General features: G+C 69.5%; 25 protein-coding genes. 8 read left to right on the top strand and 17 right to left on the bottom strand.

Annotation, left to right across the window (positions count from 1 at the left end; all coding sequences use genetic code 11):
* Window positions 1-314 precede the first annotated feature (314 nt).
* From ABZW60_RS26355 to ABZW60_RS26340, 4 genes are all read right to left on the bottom strand, one after another.
* Entirely contained in the window at window positions 315-902 is a 588-nt protein-coding gene (locus ABZW60_RS26355; RefSeq protein WP_355481104.1) for a hypothetical protein, read from the bottom strand.
* Between the two features lie 270 nt (window positions 903-1,172).
* Window positions 1,173-1,883, bottom strand: a complete 711-nt coding sequence (locus ABZW60_RS26350) for a nucleotidyltransferase domain-containing protein (protein WP_355481103.1) — start codon at window positions 1,881-1,883, stop codon at window positions 1,173-1,175.
* A gap of 7 nt (window positions 1,884-1,890) precedes the next feature.
* Window positions 1,891-2,589 carry a class I SAM-dependent methyltransferase gene (locus ABZW60_RS26345; RefSeq protein ID WP_355481101.1) on the bottom strand — a complete coding sequence of 233 codons (699 nt, stop codon included), beginning with the start codon at window positions 2,587-2,589 and terminating at the stop codon, window positions 1,891-1,893.
* A complete protein-coding gene (locus ABZW60_RS26340) occupies window positions 2,590-3,345 on the bottom strand; it encodes an aminoglycoside phosphotransferase family protein (protein ID WP_355481099.1) in 756 nt (251 codons plus the stop codon).
* A 137-nt stretch (window positions 3,346-3,482) separates the two neighbouring features.
* On the opposite strand from ABZW60_RS26340, the gene ABZW60_RS26335 reads away from it, so the two are divergent.
* Window positions 3,483-4,127: a GNAT family protein gene (locus ABZW60_RS26335; RefSeq protein WP_355481803.1), complete on the top strand. Its 645-nt coding sequence runs from the start codon at window positions 3,483-3,485 to the stop codon at window positions 4,125-4,127.
* 5 nt (window positions 4,128-4,132) lie between these two features.
* On the opposite strand, the gene ABZW60_RS26330 is transcribed toward ABZW60_RS26335, so the two are convergent.
* Window positions 4,133-4,711: a TetR/AcrR family transcriptional regulator gene (locus tag ABZW60_RS26330; protein ID WP_355481098.1), complete on the bottom strand. Its 579-nt coding sequence runs from the start codon at window positions 4,709-4,711 to the stop codon at window positions 4,133-4,135.
* 133 nt (window positions 4,712-4,844) lie between these two features.
* Between ABZW60_RS26330 and ABZW60_RS26325 the strand changes: the two genes are divergently transcribed.
* From ABZW60_RS26325 to ABZW60_RS26315, 3 genes are read left to right on the top strand one after another with little or no spacing between them, the layout of a single operon-like run.
* Window positions 4,845-5,405 (top strand): hypothetical protein, encoded by a 561-nt coding sequence (locus tag ABZW60_RS26325; protein WP_355481096.1) that lies wholly within the window; start codon window positions 4,845-4,847, stop codon window positions 5,403-5,405.
* 1 nt (window position 5,406) lies between these two features.
* A complete protein-coding gene (locus ABZW60_RS26320; protein WP_355481094.1) occupies window positions 5,407-6,852 on the top strand; it encodes an NAD(P)/FAD-dependent oxidoreductase in 1,446 nt (481 codons plus the stop codon).
* A 30-nt stretch (window positions 6,853-6,882) separates the two neighbouring features.
* Window positions 6,883-7,335 carry a GNAT family N-acetyltransferase gene (locus tag ABZW60_RS26315; protein ID WP_355481093.1) on the top strand — a complete coding sequence of 151 codons (453 nt, stop codon included), beginning with the start codon at window positions 6,883-6,885 and terminating at the stop codon, window positions 7,333-7,335.
* Here ABZW60_RS26315 and ABZW60_RS26310 read toward each other — a convergent pair whose 3' ends face one another.
* Window positions 7,336-8,328: a helix-turn-helix domain-containing protein gene (locus ABZW60_RS26310; RefSeq protein WP_355481091.1), complete on the bottom strand. Its 993-nt coding sequence runs from the start codon at window positions 8,326-8,328 to the stop codon at window positions 7,336-7,338. It lies immediately after the preceding gene.
* A 62-nt stretch (window positions 8,329-8,390) separates the two neighbouring features.
* Between ABZW60_RS26310 and ABZW60_RS26305 the strand changes: the two genes are divergently transcribed.
* Both ABZW60_RS26305 and ABZW60_RS26300 read left to right on the top strand, forming a co-directional pair.
* Window positions 8,391-8,546: a hypothetical protein gene (locus ABZW60_RS26305; protein ID WP_355481089.1), complete on the top strand. Its 156-nt coding sequence runs from the start codon at window positions 8,391-8,393 to the stop codon at window positions 8,544-8,546.
* Window positions 8,543-9,712, top strand: a complete 1,170-nt coding sequence (locus ABZW60_RS26300) for an FAD-dependent oxidoreductase (protein ID WP_355481088.1) — start codon at window positions 8,543-8,545, stop codon at window positions 9,710-9,712. The genes ABZW60_RS26305 and ABZW60_RS26300 overlap by 4 nt, the downstream gene beginning before the upstream one ends.
* Before the next feature lie 4 nt (window positions 9,713-9,716).
* Here ABZW60_RS26300 and ABZW60_RS26295 read toward each other — a convergent pair whose 3' ends face one another.
* From ABZW60_RS26295 to ABZW60_RS26280, 4 genes are read right to left on the bottom strand one after another with little or no spacing between them, the layout of a single operon-like run.
* Entirely contained in the window at window positions 9,717-10,457 is a 741-nt protein-coding gene (locus tag ABZW60_RS26295) for an inositol monophosphatase family protein (protein ID WP_355481086.1), read from the bottom strand.
* Between the two features lie 13 nt (window positions 10,458-10,470).
* The gene (locus ABZW60_RS26290) at window positions 10,471-11,307 is read right to left on the bottom strand and encodes a PHP domain-containing protein (RefSeq protein ID WP_355481084.1); all 837 of its coding nucleotides are present in this window, start codon (window positions 11,305-11,307) and stop codon (window positions 10,471-10,473) included.
* Complete coding sequence (locus tag ABZW60_RS26285) at window positions 11,307-11,606, bottom strand: hypothetical protein (protein WP_355481083.1); 300 nt, start codon at window positions 11,604-11,606, stop codon at window positions 11,307-11,309. The genes ABZW60_RS26290 and ABZW60_RS26285 overlap by 1 nt, the downstream gene beginning before the upstream one ends.
* Complete coding sequence (locus ABZW60_RS26280) at window positions 11,599-12,387, bottom strand: helix-turn-helix transcriptional regulator (RefSeq protein ID WP_355481081.1); 789 nt, start codon at window positions 12,385-12,387, stop codon at window positions 11,599-11,601. The genes ABZW60_RS26285 and ABZW60_RS26280 overlap by 8 nt, the downstream gene beginning before the upstream one ends.
* 134 nt (window positions 12,388-12,521) lie before the next feature.
* Between ABZW60_RS26280 and ABZW60_RS26275 the strand changes: the two genes are divergently transcribed.
* A complete protein-coding gene (locus tag ABZW60_RS26275; RefSeq protein ID WP_355481079.1) occupies window positions 12,522-12,932 on the top strand; it encodes an Ohr family peroxiredoxin in 411 nt (136 codons plus the stop codon).
* Between the two features lie 12 nt (window positions 12,933-12,944).
* Here the strand turns inward: ABZW60_RS26275 and ABZW60_RS26270 are convergent, their stop codons facing one another.
* From ABZW60_RS26270 to ABZW60_RS26260, 3 genes are read right to left on the bottom strand one after another with little or no spacing between them, the layout of a single operon-like run.
* Window positions 12,945-14,015: an HAD-IA family hydrolase gene (locus ABZW60_RS26270; RefSeq protein ID WP_355481077.1), complete on the bottom strand. Its 1,071-nt coding sequence runs from the start codon at window positions 14,013-14,015 to the stop codon at window positions 12,945-12,947.
* A complete protein-coding gene (locus ABZW60_RS26265; protein ID WP_355481075.1) occupies window positions 14,008-14,139 on the bottom strand; it encodes a hypothetical protein in 132 nt (43 codons plus the stop codon). The genes ABZW60_RS26270 and ABZW60_RS26265 overlap by 8 nt, the downstream gene beginning before the upstream one ends.
* Window positions 14,140-14,141: 2 nt before the next feature.
* Window positions 14,142-14,486: a VOC family protein gene (locus ABZW60_RS26260; protein WP_355481073.1), complete on the bottom strand. Its 345-nt coding sequence runs from the start codon at window positions 14,484-14,486 to the stop codon at window positions 14,142-14,144.
* 168 nt (window positions 14,487-14,654) lie between these two features.
* On the opposite strand from ABZW60_RS26260, the gene ABZW60_RS26255 reads away from it, so the two are divergent.
* Complete coding sequence (locus ABZW60_RS26255; RefSeq protein ID WP_355481071.1) at window positions 14,655-15,281, top strand: HD domain-containing protein; 627 nt, start codon at window positions 14,655-14,657, stop codon at window positions 15,279-15,281.
* A gap of 5 nt (window positions 15,282-15,286) precedes the next feature.
* Here the strand turns inward: ABZW60_RS26255 and ABZW60_RS26250 are convergent, their stop codons facing one another.
* The 4 genes from ABZW60_RS26250 to ABZW60_RS26235 are packed head-to-tail and all read right to left on the bottom strand — an operon-like array spanning window position 15,287 to window position 20,160.
* Window positions 15,287-17,647 (bottom strand): excinuclease ABC subunit UvrA, encoded by a 2,361-nt coding sequence (locus ABZW60_RS26250; protein ID WP_355481069.1) that lies wholly within the window; start codon window positions 17,645-17,647, stop codon window positions 15,287-15,289.
* 28 nt (window positions 17,648-17,675) lie between these two features.
* Entirely contained in the window at window positions 17,676-18,086 is a 411-nt protein-coding gene (locus ABZW60_RS26245) for a VOC family protein (RefSeq protein WP_355481066.1), read from the bottom strand.
* Between the two features lie 9 nt (window positions 18,087-18,095).
* The gene (locus ABZW60_RS26240; protein WP_355481065.1) at window positions 18,096-18,539 is read right to left on the bottom strand and encodes an AraC family transcriptional regulator; all 444 of its coding nucleotides are present in this window, start codon (window positions 18,537-18,539) and stop codon (window positions 18,096-18,098) included.
* 49 nt (window positions 18,540-18,588) lie between these two features.
* Window positions 18,589-20,160 (bottom strand): hypothetical protein, encoded by a 1,572-nt coding sequence (locus ABZW60_RS26235; RefSeq protein WP_355481063.1) that lies wholly within the window; start codon window positions 20,158-20,160, stop codon window positions 18,589-18,591.
* Window position 20,161: the final 1 nt, after the last annotated feature.

Genomic DNA, 20,161 nt, shown 5'->3' with positions numbered 1-20,161 from the left:
TGCGTGCCCGCCGGGCGATACGTGCGTGCCCGCCGGGCGATACGTGCGTGCCCGCCGGGCGATACGTGCGTGCCCGCCGGGCGATACGTGCGTGCCCGCCGGGCGATACGTGCGTGCGCGCCGGGCGATGCGTGCGTGCCCGCAGCGGAGCCTTCGGGGATACCGGCCGCGAGGGCGGTCTGCTGCGGAATATCTGCGTGGGCCGAGGTGATGGTGCCGCGCGGCGAGGGTACGACGTACGACGCGCGAGCAACCGGCGCCCAGCAGGTGCGCGTGGCGCGGCAGCTTCGCGGTACTCGGGCTGCTGGTGGGGGTCAGCCGGTGATGGCTGCGACGATGGTTCCGAGGACTAGCGCGGCGACGGCGAAGCTCAGGGTGCAGATGAGGATGGTGGCGACCGGGTGCCGGCCGGGCCAGCTCACGGCGTCGGGGTGGTTGCGGCCTAGTTGCGCCATGGATACCGGGCCGGCCGGGCCGCCGGTGGGTAGTCCGAGGTGGTGTACGAGGCGGTCGAGGTCGGTGGGCGCGTAGAGGGCGCCGTTGATGCTCAGGAGGGCTTGGTTGCCTGCATCAAGGACCACGATGGTCTCGGAGGTCGCTCCGGGCTGGACCACCTGGACCCGGACCAACGAGGCGGCGAGCGCGCGGTTGCGACGGCGGTGGAAGGTGAGGCCGCGTGCCGAAATCTCGGTCGGTGTAACGACGATGTGCGAGCGCGACAGGTACACGGCCATGGTGACGGCCAGCACCACGACGAGCGCGATGCAGGTGATCAGGGCGGGCGTGCCTCCGGCAACGACTCCGCCGACGAGGAGGGCCGCGGCGATCACACCAGCGATCGTGAGGACCTGGCGCCGCGGACCCGCCGCCGGCCGCAGGACAAGCACATCAGTTTCATACACAGCCAGAACCCTACGGCAGCAGAGGTCTCCGCCCACGCCTCACACGGCCAACAGGTTCATGACGAACCGCCCGACGGGCACGCGCTGCGGCCAGGCCGAGTGAGAATGCCGCGAGGTTCCCGCTCGCGCGGCGAGTCCACGGCGGATTCGTGCGGCCGGTGGCGGGCCGCTGGAGGCGAGTCGCGATGCGCGCATGCGTCGACGGCGGAGCAGCTGCCTAGCGGGCTCCGTCGGTGGGGAGTTGTGCCGGAGCGCCGCCAGTCGCTTGCCTCAGTCGCTTCCCTGTCGCCTCTCGCCCGCAGGGTTATCCCAGCGGTGCGGATCGGTGAGCGCCCTGGCGACGTCTAGGTGGCGGCGGACGGCGGTGGTTGCTGTGGGGTGGCCTTCAATGCGCGAGAGTACGGCGGACAGTTGAGCGCCGACTCCGACGTCGGAAGGTGCGTTCAGCATCGACGCCATCGCGGCGGCCTTGTCCAGGTCGCCGCGGGCGATGTGCTTCGCCGCCAGCGGCAGCATGGCCAGGGCGAACACGTCGGGGTCCGGCGCGGGACCTGGTGAGCCTCGGCCAAGCAGATCGAGTGTCTCCGACAGATCGAGGTTGCCAGCTCCGCCGGCGCCGGCAACCAGTCGAGACGCTCGGGGCAACGGAGCGCCCGACGGCCACCAGTACCAGTCGACCCACAGCGGCAGCGGCCCGACCTCGTACATCGCTCCGACGTCGTACATCGCGCCGACGTACCCGCCGCCGACCGGTCCGTTGCCCGGCATCGTGAGTGTCAGCAGTGGATGGTCCAGGACGCGTTCCCCGCCGACGACGATGATATCGACGTCGCTCCACTCGTCGGCCGTTCCGGACGCGAGCGAGCCGGTCAGCCAAACTCCCTCGGCCCGCAGCTGCGGCACGGTCTCTGCCAGCCACCTCGTGCGCCCACGAGCCAGCGCGGCCAGCATGCTCCGTGCCTCGTCCCGCGTCACGCTCATCCCGGAGTCAGCACGCCTCGAGGACGAAGAAGAGGAAGCAGATGAAACGTGCGGGGTGGTCCTGTTCCTGGGGTCGGAGTTCTAGGGGTGTGTCCGGGGAGATCGGTGGTTCGCTGATGACGGAGATGCGGAAGCCGGCTGCTCTGAAGGCGTCGTTCATTGCTTGCAGGGGACGGTGCCAGTTGGTGTACACGACGGTGCGGCCGGCGTGGACGGCGTCGTACGAGAACTCGGTGATGTCGAAGTACCCACCGTCCGGGTTCAGCGCCGTGTAGACGATCGGGTGGTTCACCGACACGATCAGGCGTCCGCCCGGCTTCAGCACGCGGCGGAGCTCGGACAGCGCGTCCGTCCAGTCCTCCAGATAGTGCAGGACGAGAGACGCCACGACGTCGTCGAACTCGGCGTCGGTGTACGGAAGCGGCTTGCCCAGGTCGGCGACCCTCAGCTCGGCGTCCTCCCCCAGGCGCCGGCGGGCCAGGTCGACCATCGCCGCGCTCCGGTCGAAGCCGGACATGAACGCGCCCCGGTCGCGGAGTGCCGCGGACAGCAGGCCGGAGCCGCAGCCGACGTCGAGGATGCGGCGGCCCGCCACGTCGCCGGCGAGGTCCAGGATCGCCGGGCGTTCGTAGTGGCCGTTGAGCAGATTGACCTCGTTGTCCGCGGAGTACGCCTCGGCGAACTCGTCGAAATCGGTCTTCGGCACCTAGTTCTCCATTTCTGTACGACCGGTCAGCGCGGCCCTGTTGTCCGCCACCCACCGCAGCTCGGCGGCCTCTTCCTCGACCGCGCCGTCGGCGACCCAGCTGCGCTGAGGCTCGATCCCTTGAGCGGCCAGGGAGAGTACGAGGTCGATGGTCGCCTGCCCACGCCTCACGATCGCGTCGACCACATCGAACGGCGGCGTCGGACCGTACGCGGCCAAGAAGCACCGGATGCGCTCGCGACGATCGGGGACAGCCGGAAAGTGGTGCCATTCCAGGCAGTACTTGTCGGCGCGCGTCGGCGTGAACCAGAAGAGGGCGTACGCGATGTCGTCGACCGGGTCACCAGGGTGGAGGTAGTCCCAGTCGAACACTCCCCTGGCCTGTCCGTCCCTCCACACGAAGTTCCACGGGCCGGGGTCGCCGTGGCAGAACACCTGGCCAGGCTGTCGCGGGGTGGCGAGCACCGACTGCCCGTACACGGCGTCGGTCGGCGGCACCCAGGTACGCGACGCATCATGAATCCGGCGCAACAGTCTCGCAGCCGACTCCAGTCCCTCGAGGTCGTGCTGGTGTTGCCACGCAGCACCGCCGGCGTCGCCCTCGATCAGGCGCAGCGTCTCCGTCGTACCGTCGTTCGACAGAGGCTCCGGAACCACGTCCTGCAGTCCCTGCGATCGCAAGTGCTTCAGGAAGGCATGCACTGTCGCCGTCTGCGGGGACGCCGGACGGGTGACGATCCCGTCAGCGATCCTCACCGGCCGGAACTCCGCATTCGTTTCGGCAGCTCGCTCCCGGGCGGTGGTTCCGTCCCCTTGGGTCATGCGGACGACTCTGCCATCCGACGGTTCCACTCCCCCGGGCCGAACCGCGACGTCCGTAAAGTGGCGGGGTGATGTCGAGTTATCCGTTGCTTGATGTACGGGTCAGCACGCCGCGGCTGGAGTTGTGCGGCGCTACGGACGCCCTGCTGGACCACCTCGCCCCGGTCGTCCGCGCCGGCAAGATGCACGCGGAGCCGGCGCCGTACGACGACCCGATCTCGTTCTACGAGCCGGACCCGGACCAGCGGGTGGCGAAGTGGTTGCGGGCGATCTGGCGCGGGCGGGGCACCGTCGACGCCGACGGCTGGCGGCTGTACTTCGTGGCTGTGGTCGACGGCGAGCCGGTCGGTATGCAGGACGTCCGTGGCGTCAGCTTCGCCACCTTCGGGACCGTCACGTCGTTCTCCTGGCTGTCCGCGGACCATCGCGGCCGCGGCCTGGGGCGGGAGATGCGTACGGCGATGCTGCATCTCGCGTTCGACGGGCTCGGAGCGAAGGAGGCGACCAGCGACGCGTTCGTGGACAATCACGGGTCCAACGCGATCTCGCGAAGTCTCGGCTACCAGCCCGACGGCGTCGACTGGGCCACGCGACAGGGCGAACCGGCGCTCCTGAACCGGTGGCGACTGACCAGAGCCACCTGGGAGCAACACCGCCGCGACGACATCCAGCTCCACAACCTCGAGGCCTGCCGCGCCTACTTGCCCCTGTCCTGACCCCGTCAGCTGGATGCGGAGGCCGGTTCGCGGCTCCGGTAGGTCAGGAGACCCTCGACGCCGCGGAGAAACGTGTCGCACACGGGTTTGGGGTCGGTCAGGCAGCCGGCGGCCATCGCGCCGTCGCGGAGCATGACGAAGTGCCGGGCGGCGGGCTCCGCGTCGATCTTGCCCAGGTCGGTGAACAGCTCGGTCATCGTGTCCAGGAACCACTGCCGGTGACGCAGGACGGCCTGATGCACCGGGAACGCCGGATCCGGATACTCCGCGGCGGCGTTCAGGAACGCGCACCCCCGGAACCCGTCCCGCTGGATGTCGTCCGCGATGAACCGGCTCACGGCCCGGATGACGTCCTCGGGGCCCGCGCTCTCGGTCCGGGCGGTCTCGACCCGCTCACGGATCGCCCCGTCGGCCTGCGTCAGGTACGCGACGATCAGGTCGTCCTTGCTCGGGAAATGCCGGTACAACGTCGCCCGCGTCACCTTCGCCTCGGCGACCACCCGGTCGATCCCCACGGCATGGATGCCGTCGGAATAGAACAGCTCGCCGGCCGTACCGAGCAGCCGCGACCGCGCCTCTGACATCCCGCTCCCCTCCGATTCTCCCGCTGTCCTGCCGAGATTAGCAGACAGAACGATCGGTCTTGACAATACCGTCCGTCGTCGGGCAGTCTCAAGTAGACCGATCGTTCTATCTACCAGTTTCTGCGAGGAATCCGTGTCCACCTCCTATGCCACCAAGCCCGATGCCGGCACCCAGGCGCTCCGCACCCTGTACTTCGTCCGCTTCGGCTTCGCCATCGTCTGGGCGGTGCTGATGATGGCGATCGGCAAATCGATCACCCCGGGAACCGTCGTTCTCCTGCTCGTCTATCCCCTCTTCGACGTCGCCGCGGCCGTCGTCGACTTCCGTACGTCGGGTGCCTCGCGCCCGAAGGCGCCGCTCTACGTGAACATGGCCCTGAGCCTCCTGACCACGGTCGGTCTGGGCGTCGCGGCCGCGTCCGGCATCCCGGGCGTGCTGCGCGTCTGGGGTGCCTGGGCCATCACCGCCGGCATCGTCCAGCTGATCGTGGCGGTCCTGCGGTACCGGCTCGGCGGCCAGTGGGCGATGATCCTCAGCGGCGGCATCTCCGTCCTCGCCGGCGGCAGCTTCATCGTGATGGCCGGCGGGCCGAAGGCCTCCCTCACCAGCGTCGCCGGCTATGCGATCCTGGGCGGCGTGTTCTTCCTGATCTCCGCGATCCGCCTGCACCGCCGCACCGCGAAGGCGAACTGACATGACGGAAACCACCATCGACGTCGTGATCATCGGCGCCGGCCCGGTCGGCGAGAACGTCGCCGATCGCGCCGTCCAGGGCGGCCTGACCGCCGCGATCGTGGAACACGAGCTGGTCGGCGGCGAATGCTCGTACTGGGCCTGCATGCCGACCAAGGCGCTGCTCCGCGACGCCGCCGCGCTGCGCGCCGCTCGCGCACTCCCGGCCGCGGGCCAGGCCGTCAACGGCGACCTGGACCCAGCCCTGGTGCTCGCCAGGCGGGACAAGTTCGCGTCCAACTGGAGCGATTCCGGCCAGGTCGACTGGCTGGACCACGCGGGCATCACCCTGGTCCGCGGGCACGGACGTGTCGCCGGGCCTCGTACGGTCACCGTCACGCACCCGGACGGTACGACGACAACCTTGCACGCGAACCACGCCGTCGTGATCGCCACCGGGAGCAGCGCGTACCTGCCGCCGATCCAGGGGTTGGCGGACGTCAACCCCTGGACGAGCCGCGACGCGGCCGCCGTACGGTCCGTCCCGAATCGCCTGGCCATCATCGGTGGCGGCGTCGTGGCGTCCGAGATGGCGACCGCGTTCACCGCCCTCGGCGCGCAGGTGACGCTCGTGTCGCAGAGCCGGCTCCTGCCAGGAGTCGAACGCTTCGCGGGCGACGAGGTGGCCGCTGCGCTGCGAGCGGCCGGCGCCACACTTCACCTGGAGGTCGACGCCACCGAGGTACGCCGGGACGCGTCCGGCGCGGTGCATCTCACGCTGTCCGACGGCACGTCCGTCGAAGCCGATGAGGTACTCGTCGCCACCGGACGGACGCCGAACACGAGGGACGTCGGCCTGGACAGCGTCGGGCTCACACCCGGCGACTGGCTGCAGGTCGACGAGGCGCTGGCTGTCCTGGACGGCACTGGTGAGCCCATCGGCGACGGCTGGCTGTATGCGGCCGGCGACGTCAACAAGCGCGTCCTGCTGACCCACCACGGCAAGTACCAGGGTCGCGCGCTCGGCGACGCCATCGCGGCACGAGCCCGCGGCGATCAACTCGGCCTGGGCAAGTGGGGACGCCACGCGGTCAACGCCGACCTGGATGCCACGACCCAGGTGATCTTCACCGATCCCGAGGTCGCCGCTGTCGGCCTGTCCGCCGAGGCCGCTGCGGCCGCCGGCAAGAAGACCCGGGTCGTCGACTACGACCTCGGAGCGGTGTCCGGCGCCGCACTGCATGCCGACGGCTATCGCGGGCAGGCGCGGATGATTGTCGACGACGACCGCAACGTCCTGATCGGGTTCACCGCGGTCGGGCCAGACGTCGCCGAGCTCCTGCACGCCGCCACGATCGCGATCGTCGGCGAAGTGCCGCTGGACCGGCTCTGGCACGCGGTGCCGGCGTACCCGACGATCAGCGAGATCTGGCTGCGCCTGCTCGAGACCGACGGCCGCGATCGGTAGCTCGGCACGACGCCGTGAAAGACTCGGCGCGTGCGGATCAGTGAGGCCGGTGCGGACGACGTTGCGGGGCTGGCGCGGCTGTTGTGGCTGAACGGCCGTGACGAGGAGCCGGACCAGCAGGCGCTCGATGCGTTCACTGCGGAGCTCTCGGAATGGTGGGGCGCACGGGACGGCTCGCATGTCGCGTACGTCGCCCGTCTGGACGGGCCGGAGCTCGTCGGTATGGCGTGGGTCGCGCTGGTTCCGCGCGTTCCGAGGCCGGGGGCAACGAATCGGTTGTCGGCGGACATCCAGAGCGTGTTCGTGCTGCCCGAGCGGCGCGGGCACGGGATCGGGGCGGCGCTGGTGCAGGCCGCCGCGGATCACGCCGTACGGCTCGGTTCGATGCATGTGACGGTTCACTCGGGGCGCAGGGCCGTGCCGGTGTACGAGCGACTCGGGTTCGAGTCGTCTCGTCAGCTCTTGCAGCGGTATCCGGAGTAGCTAGTCGGGTGGTGTGCGGGCCCGGAAGTTGCGCCGGTAGGCCATCGGCGAGGTCCTGATGTGCTTGGCGAAGTGCTGGCGCATCGCGACCGAGGTGCCGAATCCGCAGTGCCGGGAGATCTCCTCCACGGACAGGTCGGTGGTCTCCAGCAGTTCCTGCGCGTGATGCACACGCTGCCGCAACAACCACTGCAGCGGTGTCGTGCCGGTCTGCTCCCGGAATCTGCGGTTGATGGTGCGCGGGCTGGTTCCGGCGTACGACGCGATGTCCGCGAGCGTGACCGGTTCGCCGAGTCGTTGCCGTAGCCACCGCATCGCCGGCTCCAGGGATCCGTGGTCGTCGCCGGGTTCGGGGTGTGCGATGTACGGCGCTTGGCCGCCGTCGCGTTGCAGCGGCACGACCATGTGCCGGGCGACGTCGGCGGCGACCGCGGAGCCGAAGTCCTGGCGGATCATGTGCAGGCACATGTCGATACCGCTGGCCGCGCCGGCCGAGGTGAGAACGTCGCCGTGGTCGATGAACAGTACGTCGGTGTCGACGCGCACCTGCGGGTACTGCTCGGCGAGGACGTGCGCGCGTGACCAGTGCGTGGCGATCCGGCGGCCGTCCAGCAGACCGGACGCGGCCATCACCCGCGCGCCGCCGGAACTGATGGACGCGATCCTGACGCCGCGCCGATGCGCCTCACGCAGCAGGTCGAGCGTCTCGGCCGACGACTCGCGGCCCGCCGGGGCGCCGATGACCACGATCGTGTCGGACTCGAGTGCATCCGCCAGCGGGTACGGCGGTGTACAGCGGAACATCTCGACGCCGCCGACGCCCGCGACGACCAGGTCACGGCCTGCGCCGCACACACGAACGTCGTACAGCCGCGGACCGAACAGCTCGCCCGGCTCCCTCTCCAGGGAGTGCGCCGTGCTGAACACCTGGAGCGGCATCGACAGGTCGAAACTGTGGATCCCGTCGACGACGAGGACGGCAACCCGGTGCATGGCGACAATCTATCGGACGACGGCATTCTTGCCACTGTCGTCGCGCGGTCGGTGCCTCGACGATGGTGCACATGCTGCTCGCCGTACTTCTCTCGGCCGGATCGGTCGCGTTGCTCCTCACGATGGGTTTGATCACCGACGGGTTGCTCGGTGAGCACGCCGAGGATTGGGCGCGCCGCCACGATCGCGAGTCCCGGTCTGGGGAGTGGCATTCGTGAGCAGGCGGGTCGCTGTGGTCGGGGCCGGCATTCTCGGGGCCTGCGTTGGCTGGGAGTTGACGCGGCTCGGGGCGGATGTGGTGCTCATCGATGCGGGCCGACCGGGCGAAGGCGTCACCAACTGGTCGTTCTCGTGGGTCAACGCGAGCAACAAGACCGCGCGGAGGTCGTACTTCGAGCTGAACGTCGCGGGGATGGGGGCGTACCGGGAGCTCGCCGGCATCGTCGGGCCGGACTCTTGGTGGCATCCCAGCGGGCATCTGCGGTGGGCGGATGATCCTGTGGCGCATGCCGGACTGCTGGAGACGGCCCGGCTGCTGGACGACTGGGACTACCGGGTCGAGTTGTTGTCCGGGGCGGAGGTGCGCCGTCGTCTCGAGCCTGCTCTGGCGATTGCTGACGACGCTCCGGTGCTGTTCTATCCGGACGAAGCCTGGGTGCACGGGCGCCGCCTCGTCAGTTTGCTGGTCGGTCAGGCTGTTGCCTTGGGCGCCGAACGGTACTTCGGTACTGCGGTTCGGGACATCAGCACCGCTTCAGACGGAAGCGTCCGGACGGTCGTCCTGTCTGATGGCACTCGACTCGGGGTCGACGCCGTGGTGAACGCGGCAGGCCCGGACGCCGCCCACATCGCCGCGCTAGTCGCGCGGCACCTCCCGATGCGCCACGAGCCCGGCGTCGTCACCCGCCTCACCTGCCCCCAGGTGCCGATCCGCCGGGCCATGCACACGCCATACGTGGAGATCCGCCCGGACGGAGACGGCTCAGTGGTCCTACACAGCCGCGAGGTCGACGCCCAGATCGACACTCCGCCCCAGCCCGCGCGGCGGCTGCAGGACTCGGCGGAGCAGGCCGTACCCGAGCTTGGCGACGCCGGCGCGAGGGACGCGGCGCGGCCTGCGTGGTGGCTGCGTGACTTGGCGGGGATCGTGGTGCCGGAGCTCGGTGGTGCCGGTGTTGCGGGGACGAGGATGTCCGAGCGGCCTGTTCCGGCGGACGGATATCCCTCGGTGGGTGCGGTGCCGGGGGTGTCCGGCTACTACGAGGCTGTTACGCACAGCGGGATCACGCTCGGTCCGGTCATCGGACGGTTGCTCGCGTCGGAGATCGTCGGCGGGGCTGATTCCGAGTTGCTTGCCGACTTTCGCCCTGGGCGGTTGTGCTGACGCCTCAGGTCGGATAGTTCAGGGCGGCGAGCAACTGCGGGTGAAGGCTGGCGTTCGAGTACAGACCGCCGCCTCGGTCGGCGGCATGACCACCGGTCGGGTCGGTGAAGCGGCCGCCGGCTTCCTCGACGATCAGGATCCAGGGCGCGTGATCCCACGGGTGGTAGCGCTCGACGAGGAACGCGTCGACCTCACCACGCACGAGCTCGATCAACGGCAGCGGAGTCGAAGGCAGGCGTGCCGCCGGCGACAGCCGATCCCGCGACTCGTTGTCCAAGGCAATAAGTACAGCGTTTTCCGTGCTCGCAGTCGTACTGACCCGCAAACGCCGCGCCTCGTCACGCGGCCAGGACGACTCGAAAGCACCACCCCCACGCGTCGCCCACCACGACCGCCCCAGCGCGGGAGCCACGACCACTGCAAGCTCGCCGACTCCACCAACCTCGAGAGCAACCTGGATCCGCCAGTTCGGATCACGCGTACTGAAGAACCGTGTCCCGTCGATCGGGTCCAGAACCCAAACCCGCTCCGCCTCCCCCAGCCGACCGAACTCCTCCCCGAAAAACGCATCACCGCCCCGCCCCGCCGACAACGTCTCCCGCAACAACTCCTCAACAGCCCGATCCGCCTCCGTCACCGGCGTACCGTCATCCTTCAACGCAGCCGTCACACCGGCCTCGAAATACCCCAACGCCACCTCGGCCGCCCGCTCCACAGCCGCGAACGCCAACCGAAGATCATCCACCGCAGAGGGCTCTCTAACCATCGGTCCGCTCCCGGTTGTCGTACGGCGTGGGGCCTGGACGAAAGCCGCAGGATTCCGCGATCGCGACCGCCTCGGGGAATCCTCGGGCGAGCATCTCCGGTTCGTGGGCGTCGCTGGCGAACGTGATGCCCGATCCGCCTTCGGCACGCCACCACCGCAGGAGCTGTGGGCTCAACGGCAGCTTCGTGTTGAGCTCCAATGCCTTGCCCTTGCAAGCCAGTGCCCGGAGTACTGCGCGAAACTCCTCCTCGAACGTCTCCGGATCGAAGCGGCCGGCGCCGGTGGGCCAGTAGCGCAGTGGGTAGTCGAGATGCGCGAGTACGTCGAAACCGTCGTACTGCTCGATCATCCGCAGCGTCTCAGCGAGATAGGTCCGGACGACGTCCGCGGCAGGTAGGGCGTCGTACGCCAGCGAGACCTCGCCGAGGCCGGCGTCGGTGCGGAGCGAGTGCACCGAACTGATCACCAGGTCGAAGTCGGCGGCCTTCGGCAGAGCTTCCACTGCTGCCGTGTGCCAGTGCGGCTCGCTCAGTTCGATGCCGGACAGGATCCGGAGGTCCGGGAAGTGGTGCCGGCATCGCTCCAGGGATTCCAGGTAACTGTCGAGATCCAGCGCCGGCGGGGTGAGGACCTGCTCGCTCACGAGGGCTTGCCATCTGGTTGGGAGAGCTTCGCCGTCGCTTACTGCCCAAGGCGTGAAGTCGGCATGTTCGGTGAACACCAGAGCCGGCAGACCGATCTCCACAGCTCGCCGGCACGTAGCCTCCATCGACCCGCGCAGTGCATCCCATGACCACTGGCTGTGCACATGACTGTCCCGAGGAAGCATCAAATCCTCGTCACCGAGAACTCGCGGGCGAGGGCAGTCGCGAGGTGGCGGTAGTCCTCCATCAGAGGGCCGGTGAGAGCCGGGTCGGGTTCGCAGAAGTCGCGCAGGCCCTTGGCGAGGTCCTCGATCTGTGCCGCGAGATCGGACGGGCGGCGCGGGTTGCGGCGTGCGTAGGAACACCACCGCCGTACGGCGACTGCTAGCACCTCGTCCACGTCATCGGCGCGCACGACTGGCGAACCGGACTCCTCCACCCGCAGCAGCGCGTCGCGCGCCGCCCGCAGCACCGCCTCATCCATCGGCGAGTTGTTGGAGGCGGGTAGCGCTGGTGGGGTTGGCGGGGAGGAAGGTTTCTATGGCGAGGTTGGCGGCGGTGACCTCCAAGGGGGCTCCGATGGTGGCGATGAGGGTGAAGAGGCGGACCGGGCCCAGGCGGGTGTTGAGGTCGAGGGTGACCATGGGTTGCTGGGCGGGGGCTGTGGGGGGTTTGTCGGGGAGGTAGGCCTCGACCTCTTCGAGGAGGGTGGCGAGGGCGTCGTCGGCGGTGTCCCGGCTCTTGCGTTTCAGTTGGTGGATGAGGCCGAGGCTGCACGCGGCGGTCATCGACGAGATGCTCGGGAGACCGCCGGGGTGGACGGACAGGCGGAGCATGTTCATCGGGGGTTCGAGGAGCTCGGGGTCGACGCCCTCCCACAGGAGTGACGCGGCTTCGTTCGCGTCGACCAGGTTCCACAGGCCGTCGACGATCAGCGCGGGGTTGGGCATGTGCGCGTCGATCAGCTGGCGCAGTGGTTCGCGGAGCGGGAGCATCGCCGCGGAGTCGTACGGCTGGTCGAGGTACCGGGGCGCGTACCCGCCGGCGAGCAGCAGCCGGTTCTGTTCGGCCAGCGGGAGGTCGAGGTGGTTCGCGAGGTGGACCAGCAGTTGCCGGCTCGGTTGTGCGCGGCCGGTCTCGACGAAGCTGAGGTGCTTGGTCGACACCTCGGCGTCGAGCGCCAGGTCCAGCTGACTCATCCGGCGGTGCGTCCGCCAGAAGCGCAGCAGCTCGCCGACGGTCTGTGGCTCCTCCAGCACGGTCACGCCTTCAGCGTACGGCGGTGGCGCGGCGCGCAGCCATTACCCGCGAGGTAACTGCACCAAGGAGGTAATTGAGCCGCTCCCCCGCGGCCCTGGATCGTTGCCGGTGTCCGCACAACGACCTGGAGGGCAGCACCATGAACCCCACGTACACCGCCGTCGCGACCTCGTCCGGACGGGACTCCCGCGCCGTCACCGCCGACGGGCAGCTCGACGTCAAGCTGGCCATGCCGAAGGAGATGGGCGGCACCGGCGACGGACTCAACCCCGAGCAGCTGCTCGCCGCCGGCTGGGCGGCCTGCTTCTCGACCGTGCTGGACATCCTGGCGAAGCGTCAGAACCTCGACGCCAAGGACGTCGCGGTCACCGCCGAGGTCAGCCTCGTCCCCGCGAACGGCAGACTCGACCTGGCCGCCGTCCTGCGCGTCGAACTGCCCGACCACCTGCACGGCGAGATCGGCGAAAAGTTGCTCGAAGCAACCCACGCCACCTGCCCGTACTCCCGGGCCACCCAGGGCAACATCTCCGTGGACGTCATCGCCGAGTAGATCGGCACGGCCCTAAGCGGTGCTGCGGGCGTCGACGCCGTGCGTGCTGAAGAGCGCGTGCAGGGCGGCGTGGCCCTGGGTGAAGTCCCATTGTTCGGCGTGCAGGCCGGCGGTGCGGGCGCCGGTGATGTTGCGGGGTGTGTCGTCGATGAACAGGATCGTGGCGGCGTCCGCGCCGATCCGTTCCGCGGCACGGGTGAAGAAGGCCGGGTCGGGCTTGGCCACGCCGAGGTCGTACGAGTAGCAGCTGACGTCGAACAGGTCGTCGTACCCGAGCGCCGTCCGCATGTGCGCGCCGCGGTAGCACTCCTGGTTGGTGCCGAGGTGTACGCCGTACCCGTTGCGCTTCAGCGCCCGCACGACGGCGAGAGACTCCTCGATCAGCACGATGTTCTTCCAGACCGCGTCGTACACCTCGGCCACCGGTGTGCTGACGCCGTACTTCACCAGCCCGGCCTCGAGCACCGGCAGGTAGTCGCCACGCCCGGCGAGCATCGGCAGCTCGTCGGACCAGGTCTCGTGCAGGAAGTCCCGCGCCCGGTCGCCGACGTACGGTTCCAGGGCCGAGTACCGCCCGCCGGGCAGATCCTGCAGGACGCCGTCCGCGTCGAACAGCACATGCCGGATCCTGGACCCGGCGACCGCCCGTTTCGAGCCGCCCGATGTCGGGGTCAGCACGGTCCCGTCGGGAAGCGGCGTCGGTTCGCCGCGCACGTACGGAACCACGCCGACCTGGAACTCGTCCTCGTACACGATCGTCCCGGGATCGCCGGATGTGACCTGCTCCCAGGCGACGTCGTGGGCGTCGAGGATCTCCAGCAGCGAGTCCACGAGCTCCCGCATCGGCGGCGGGATCGGGTCCTTGAACCAGGTGACCGCGCCGATGCTGTTGCCGTCGGCATAGAAAGCCGGGTTCGGCAGGTTGGCGAGGAACCAGTCGTCGACGTCCAGATAGCGCGCCTCCTCCGCCGGAGTCAGCCGGCCCGCCCGCCGCAGATGATCCACCGCGACGAACAGGCCGACCTCGACCCCCAGCCGGCCCCGGTAGCCGGCCTGCAGACGGACGTACGTGCGCTCACTCACGCAGGACAGGATGCCGGACGGACTCGTCGGCGTCCGGAGATTTCTCGTCCTCCGGTACGTCGTCGGGTGCTTCCTGCCGGACGCCGTACACGGCCGCGCGGACCTCCCGCGGGACGTTGCACATGGTCAGGACGGGTCTTGCAGGATGCCGAGGACGTTGCCGTCGGGGTCGGTCAGCGTGGCGACCAGGCGGCCGGCGCCGACGTCCTTCGGGGCGTCCTTGAGGGTGCCGCCGGCCGCGGTGATCTCCTTGATCTTGGCCTCGATGTCGGTCACGTGCCAGTACGCGATCGGCGAGGTCATGTCGCTGTTCGGGACCAGCCCGATCTGCTGCCCCTCGGCCTCGTACCCGACGTAGTACGGCGAGTCGGCCATCGGCTCGACCCCGAGCAGGGCGGTGTACACCGGCTTGGCCTTCTCGATGTCGGTGACGGGGTGCAGGATCGTGTTGACGCCTAGCGTGGTGGTCATTTCGTCTCTCCAGATTCGAGGGCCGCAGCCCCTGACGTTTACTGCCCCCAACGCTATTTCCATACCGCCCAGGGTGCTTCTCGATTCCTGACCGGTTGGCCGGAACATTGCGGCATCTGACCTGCGAACGGCTGCCGCGCACCACGCGCACGCACATAGCCTCGCGGTATGGACCTGACTCTGCCGACCAGTCCCCTGGCCGACGCGATCCTCTCCACGGTGAGCGGCACGGAGGCGCCGCCGATCGCCAATCACAGCGTGCGGAGCTTCTTCTTCGCGCAGCTCGTCGCCGAGCGCGAGGGATGTACGACGGACGCGGCGTACGACCGCGACCTGCTGTACGCCGCGACTGTGCTGCACGATCTCGGCGCCGGTGACCTCGCGAAGGGCGAGGCCCGGTTCGAGGTGGAGGGCGCCGACCTGGCGGCCGAACTGCTCCGCCGGCACGGGCTCGCCGAGGCGGACGTCGACCGGGTCTGGGAGGCGATCGCGCTGCACACCTCGCCGGGGATCGCCGAGCGCCGTGGGCTGCTCGCCTATCTGACCCGCGCGGGCGTGGGCGTCGACTTCGGTGCCGGCCTCGACGGCGCGTCCGAGTGGGAGCGCCGGATCCACGCCGAGTACCCGCGGCTGGACATGGCCCGTTCACTGGTCGACGCGATCGTGGAGCGGGCGGCACACTCGGCCGTGGCGTCGGCGCCGTACACGCTCGGTGGCGAACTTCTGCGCGAGCGCCGGGCCGACGGCGTCACACGTGTCGAGCGAGCCGCCGCGGCATCACCGTGGAGTGAATGACCAGGTCAGGCGACGTACTCCGCGAGGTGCTTGCCGGTCAGCGTCTTCGGCTTCTTGATCAGGTCCGCGGGGGTGCCCTCGAAGACGACCTTGCCGCCGTCGTGGCCGGCGCCGGGGCCGAGGTCGATGATCCAGTCGGCGTGCGCCATCACGGCTTGGTGGTGCTCGATGACGATCACCGACTTGCCGGCGTCGACCAGCCGGTCCAGCAGGCCGAGGAGCTGCTCGACGTCGGCCAGGTGCAGACCGGTGGTCGGCTCGTCGAGGACGTAGATGCCACCCTTCTCGCCCATGTGTGTGGCCAGCTTCAGCCGCTGCCGCTCGCCGCCGGACAGTGTCGTGAGCGGCTGCCCGAGCGAGAGGTACCCGAGCCCGACGTCGGCCAGCCGCTCGAGGATCTTCTCCGCGGCCGGCGTCCGCGCCTCGCCCTCGGCGAAGTACGTCAGCGCCTCCGACACCGGCATCGCGAGCACGTCCGCGATGTTCTTCCCGCCGAACGTGTACTCCAGCACGGCCGCCTGGAAGCGCCGGCCCTCGCACTCCTCGCACGGCGCCTCGACGGTCGCCATCACACCGAGCTCGGTGTAGATCACGCCGGCGCCCTTGCACGCCGGGCAGGCGCCCTCGGAGTTCGCGCTGAACAGCGCCGGCTTCACCCCGTTGGCCTTGGCGAACGCCTTCCGGATCGGGTCCAGCAGACCCGTGTACGTCGCCGGGTTGCTGCGCCGCGAGCCGCGGATCGCGCCCTGGTCGATCGCGATCACGCCCTCGCGGTCGGCGATCGAACCCTGGATCAGCGAGCTCTTCCCGGATCCGGCGACCCCGGTGACGACCACCAGCACCCCGAGCGGTACGTCGACATCCACGTCCTGCAGGTTGTTCGTCGAGGCCCCGCGGACCTCCAGCGCGCCCGCGGCCGAGCGCACCGACGGCTTGACCGACGCCTTGTCGTCCAGGTGCCGCCCGGTGAGCGTCCCGCTGGTCCGCAGCTTGGCGAGCGTGCCCTCGAACACCACCTCGCCGCCGCCGGAGCCCGCGCCCGGTCCCAGGTCGATCACGTGGTCGGCGATCGCGATCGTCTCCGGCTTGTGCTCCACGACGAGGACCGTGTTGCCCTTGTTCCGCAGCTGCAGGAGCAGCTCGTTCATCCGCTGGATGTCGTGCGGGTGCAGGCCGATGGTCGGCTCGTCGAACACGTACGTGACATCGGTCAGCGACGACCCGAGATGGCGGATCATCTTGGTCCGCTGCGCCTCACCGCCGGACAGCGTGCCGGCGGGGCGTTCGAGCGACAGGTACCCGAGCCCGATGTCGACGAACGAGTCGAGGGTGTCGCCGAGCGCCTTGAGCAGCGGCGCGACCGACGGCTCCTTCAGGGCCCGGATCCAGGCGGCCAGGTCGGTGATCTGCATCGCGCAGAGGTCGGCGATGTTCTTGCCGTTGATCTTCGAGGCCCGCGCCTCGGCGCCGAGCCGGGTCCCGTCGCAGTCCGGGCAGGTCGTGAACGTCACGGCCCGCTCGACGAACGCGCGGATGTGCGGCTGCATCGCGTCGACGTCCTTGGACAGGAACGACCGCTGGATCGCCGGGATGATCCCGTTGTAGGTGAGGTTGATGCCCTCGACCTTGATCTTGGTCGGCTCCCGGTACAGCAGGTCGTGCAGTTCCTTCTTGGTGTACTTCTTGATCGGCTTGTCCGGGTTGAAGAAGCCGGAGCCGCGGAAGATCCGCCCGTACCAGCCGTCCATGCTGTAGCCGGGGATCGTCAGCGCGCCCTCGTTCAGCGACTTGTTCTCGTCGTACAGCGCGGTCAGGTCGAAGTCGGTGACCGAGCCCATCCCCTCACAGCGCGGGCACATGCCGCCGGCGTACACCTGCTCGCGGACGACCTTCTTCTCGCCGGCGCCCTTGTCGGCCGTCATCGAGCCGGTCGCGGTGCGCTTCGGGACGTTGAACGAGTACGCCGTGGGCGGGCCCGCGTGCGGCTTCGCGACCCGGCTGAACAGGATCCGGAGCATCGCGTTGGCGTCGGTCGCCGTGCCGACCGTGGAGCGCGGGTTGGCGCCCATCCGCTCCTGGTCGACGATGATCGCGGTGGTCAGGCCGTCGAGGACGTCGACCTCGGGACGGGCCAGGTTCGGCATGAAGCCCTGGACGAAGGCGCTGTAGGTCTCGTTGATCAGCCGCTGCGACTCGGCCGCGATGGTGCCGAACACCAGCGAGCTCTTGCCCGAGCCGGACACCCCGGTGAAGGCGGTCAGCCGGCGCTTCGGGATCTCGACGCTGACGTCCTTCAGGTTGTTCACCCGGGCGCCGGTGACCCGGATCAGGTCGTGGCTGTCGGCAACATGCTCCTCGCGGCCCATGCGTTCGTCCTCCCCAAGAGTTGGTGTGTCAGGATGCCTGGTTGATCCGGATGTGGTTGCCGGCCGGGTCGCGGAACGCGCAGTCGCGGATGCCGTACGGCTGGTCGACGGGTTCCTGGATGACTTCGGCGTCGGTGGCTTGCAGCCGCTCGAACAGGCTGTCGAGATCGTCGGTCTGCAGCACCAGGGTCGCGTAGGTGCCCTTGGCCATCATCTCGCTGATCGTGCGCCGCTCGTCGTCGGTGACGCCGGGGTCGGCGGACGGCGGGTACAGCACGATGCCGGTGTCCGGCTGGCCGGCGGGGCCGACCGTGATCCAGCGCATGCCCTCGTACCCGACGTCGGTGCGGACCTCGAAGCCGAGCACGTCGCGGTAGAACTTCACCGACTCCTCGGGGTCGGTGTGCGGCAGGAAGCTGGCGTGAATCTTGATCTCCATGGCCGTACGCTACGTGCCGGACGTGGGGGATGCTTCTCGATTCCTGATCGGTCGCGTGACCTGTTTCGCGACGCACGACGGGATCCCGAGGGTCGCGTCGCCGGCCCGCTCCTTGTAGACGCTCGGCGGCATCCCGACCAGCTCGGTGAACCGCGTGCTGAAGGTGCCGAGCGACTGGCAGCCGACCGCGAAGCAGACGTCGGTGACGCTCATCCCGCCGCGCCGCAGCAGCATCATCGCCCGCTCGATCCGCCGGGTCATCAGGTACCCGTACGGCGACTCTCCGTAAGCGCGCTTGAACTCGCGGCTCAGGTGCCCCGACGACATGTGCGCCCCGCGGGCGAGCGCGTCGACGTCCAGCGGCTGCGCGTACTCCCGGTCGATCCGGTCCTTCACACGCCGCAGCCGCGCCAGATCCTGCAGGCGCTGCTCCTCCGTCGTCCCGCTACTCACCGTAGGAATCCTGCCATGTCAGCCGACCGAAGTCATGTACCGGCCGAGCTCAGCGCGCTCCCCAGTTGAGGTAGGCGACGTTGGCCAGGAGCCAGCCGAAGCCGATGGCTTGTTGGCCGTCTCGTTCTGGCGTGGGCTGGTAGCGGTTGTAGAGGGCGAGGCAGTGGGCGTGGACCTGGGGGTCCCAGGGAGACGCCTGCATCCAGCGCGGGGCCTGGTGGGCGACCGAGGCCGCCCCGAGCGCGGTGCCTGCGACCGTGGTGTGGACGGCGGGGAGGCCGTCGGCGTCGGTGGTCGCGACGTTCTGGGTGAAGGTGCGGGCGATCCGCGCCATGTCCTGCCCGGTGAACGCGAGCCGTGCGCGGAACGCCCGGACGGCGAACTCGACGTCGATCGCACCGTGGCTGACGTCCTCGAACTGGCGCGCCGGGCCGCCCGACGGCGTGAAGACCGAGACGTCGGTGTCCGGGTCGCCCGTCTTCGTGAACCCGTCGTGGATCCGGCCGCCCGCCGGCCAGTAGTGCCACTGGTAGGCGTCGCCCGCGTCGACCGCAAGCTGCCCGGCGAGCATCCGGCCCATCGCGGCGACCTTCTGCCGGTATCCGCTGTCCCCGGTCGCCAGCGCGAGTTCGACCAGTGTCTGCCCGAGTCCCACCGACTGGTTGATCGGCTGCTCGCACCCGTCGTACGCGAGCGGTTGGCCCTTCGGCCAGATCAGGTGCCCGCCGTCCCGGTACTCCCAGTCGTGCACCGCGACCGCCTCGCGGCACGCGACCAGGTACTCGGCCGCCTTCCGCGAGTACCGGCGGCGCAGGACGGGCGAGCCGGCGACGATCCGGACGAAGCTCGCGATCGGATAGGTGATCATGCCGGTGTGGACGGCGAAGATCACCGGCCGGCAGTGCATCTCGTATGTCCCGAGCCGCGGTACGTCGCCCGCGCGCGGCGCCTCCCGCCGATCGACGGCCGTGAGCTGGAGCGGTCCCGGGGCGGCCGCGTAGATCCGGCTGACGGCGTAGTCGGGGCTGGCCGGATCCAGCGAAAGGTCGGTCAGCGTCACGGTGCGGTTCACGAAGGTGTTGACGAGACGGACCGTGAACGTGTCCGGCCGGGTCCCCGCGGAGACGGTCACCGTGGTGTCCTCGGCGTACGACAAGGCCTCGCGGAGATCGAGCAGCGGCTGTCCGTTGCTGTCGGCAAGGGTGGCGTGCCCGGTCGTGTACGGGTGGTCTGCCCGCCACGCCGGGAGCGACAGCCCGCGGTAGTCGGTGACGCCGCGCTCGCTGTCGCGGACCGCGAGGACCTGGTCGACGTTGTCGATCAGGCGGTCCAGGTAGTGGGTGTCGCGGTACTTCTCGTACATGCGGACAAGGCCGAGCAGCACGTACGACTGGCTCCACGCGAGCATGCCGGAGCGCCCGTCGCGGTTGGTGTTGTCGTTCGGCTGGTCCGGCTGACCGGGACCGCCCTCCTGGAAGAGGCGGTCCCAGTCGTCGAACGTCTTCCGGGCCGTGTAGTCGATGCCGTCGGCGTACGCCGGGGTCGTTCCGATCGTGCCGGCCACGGCCCCGGCCGCGGTCAGGTGGAGGAGGGTACGGCGGGACGGGCGAAGCTCGGGCATG

The organism is Kribbella sp. NPDC003557, assembly GCF_040610805.1.
Taxonomy (GTDB): domain Bacteria; phylum Actinomycetota; class Actinomycetes; order Propionibacteriales; family Kribbellaceae; genus Kribbella.
This window is presented reverse-complemented; position numbering and strand designations above follow the sequence as displayed.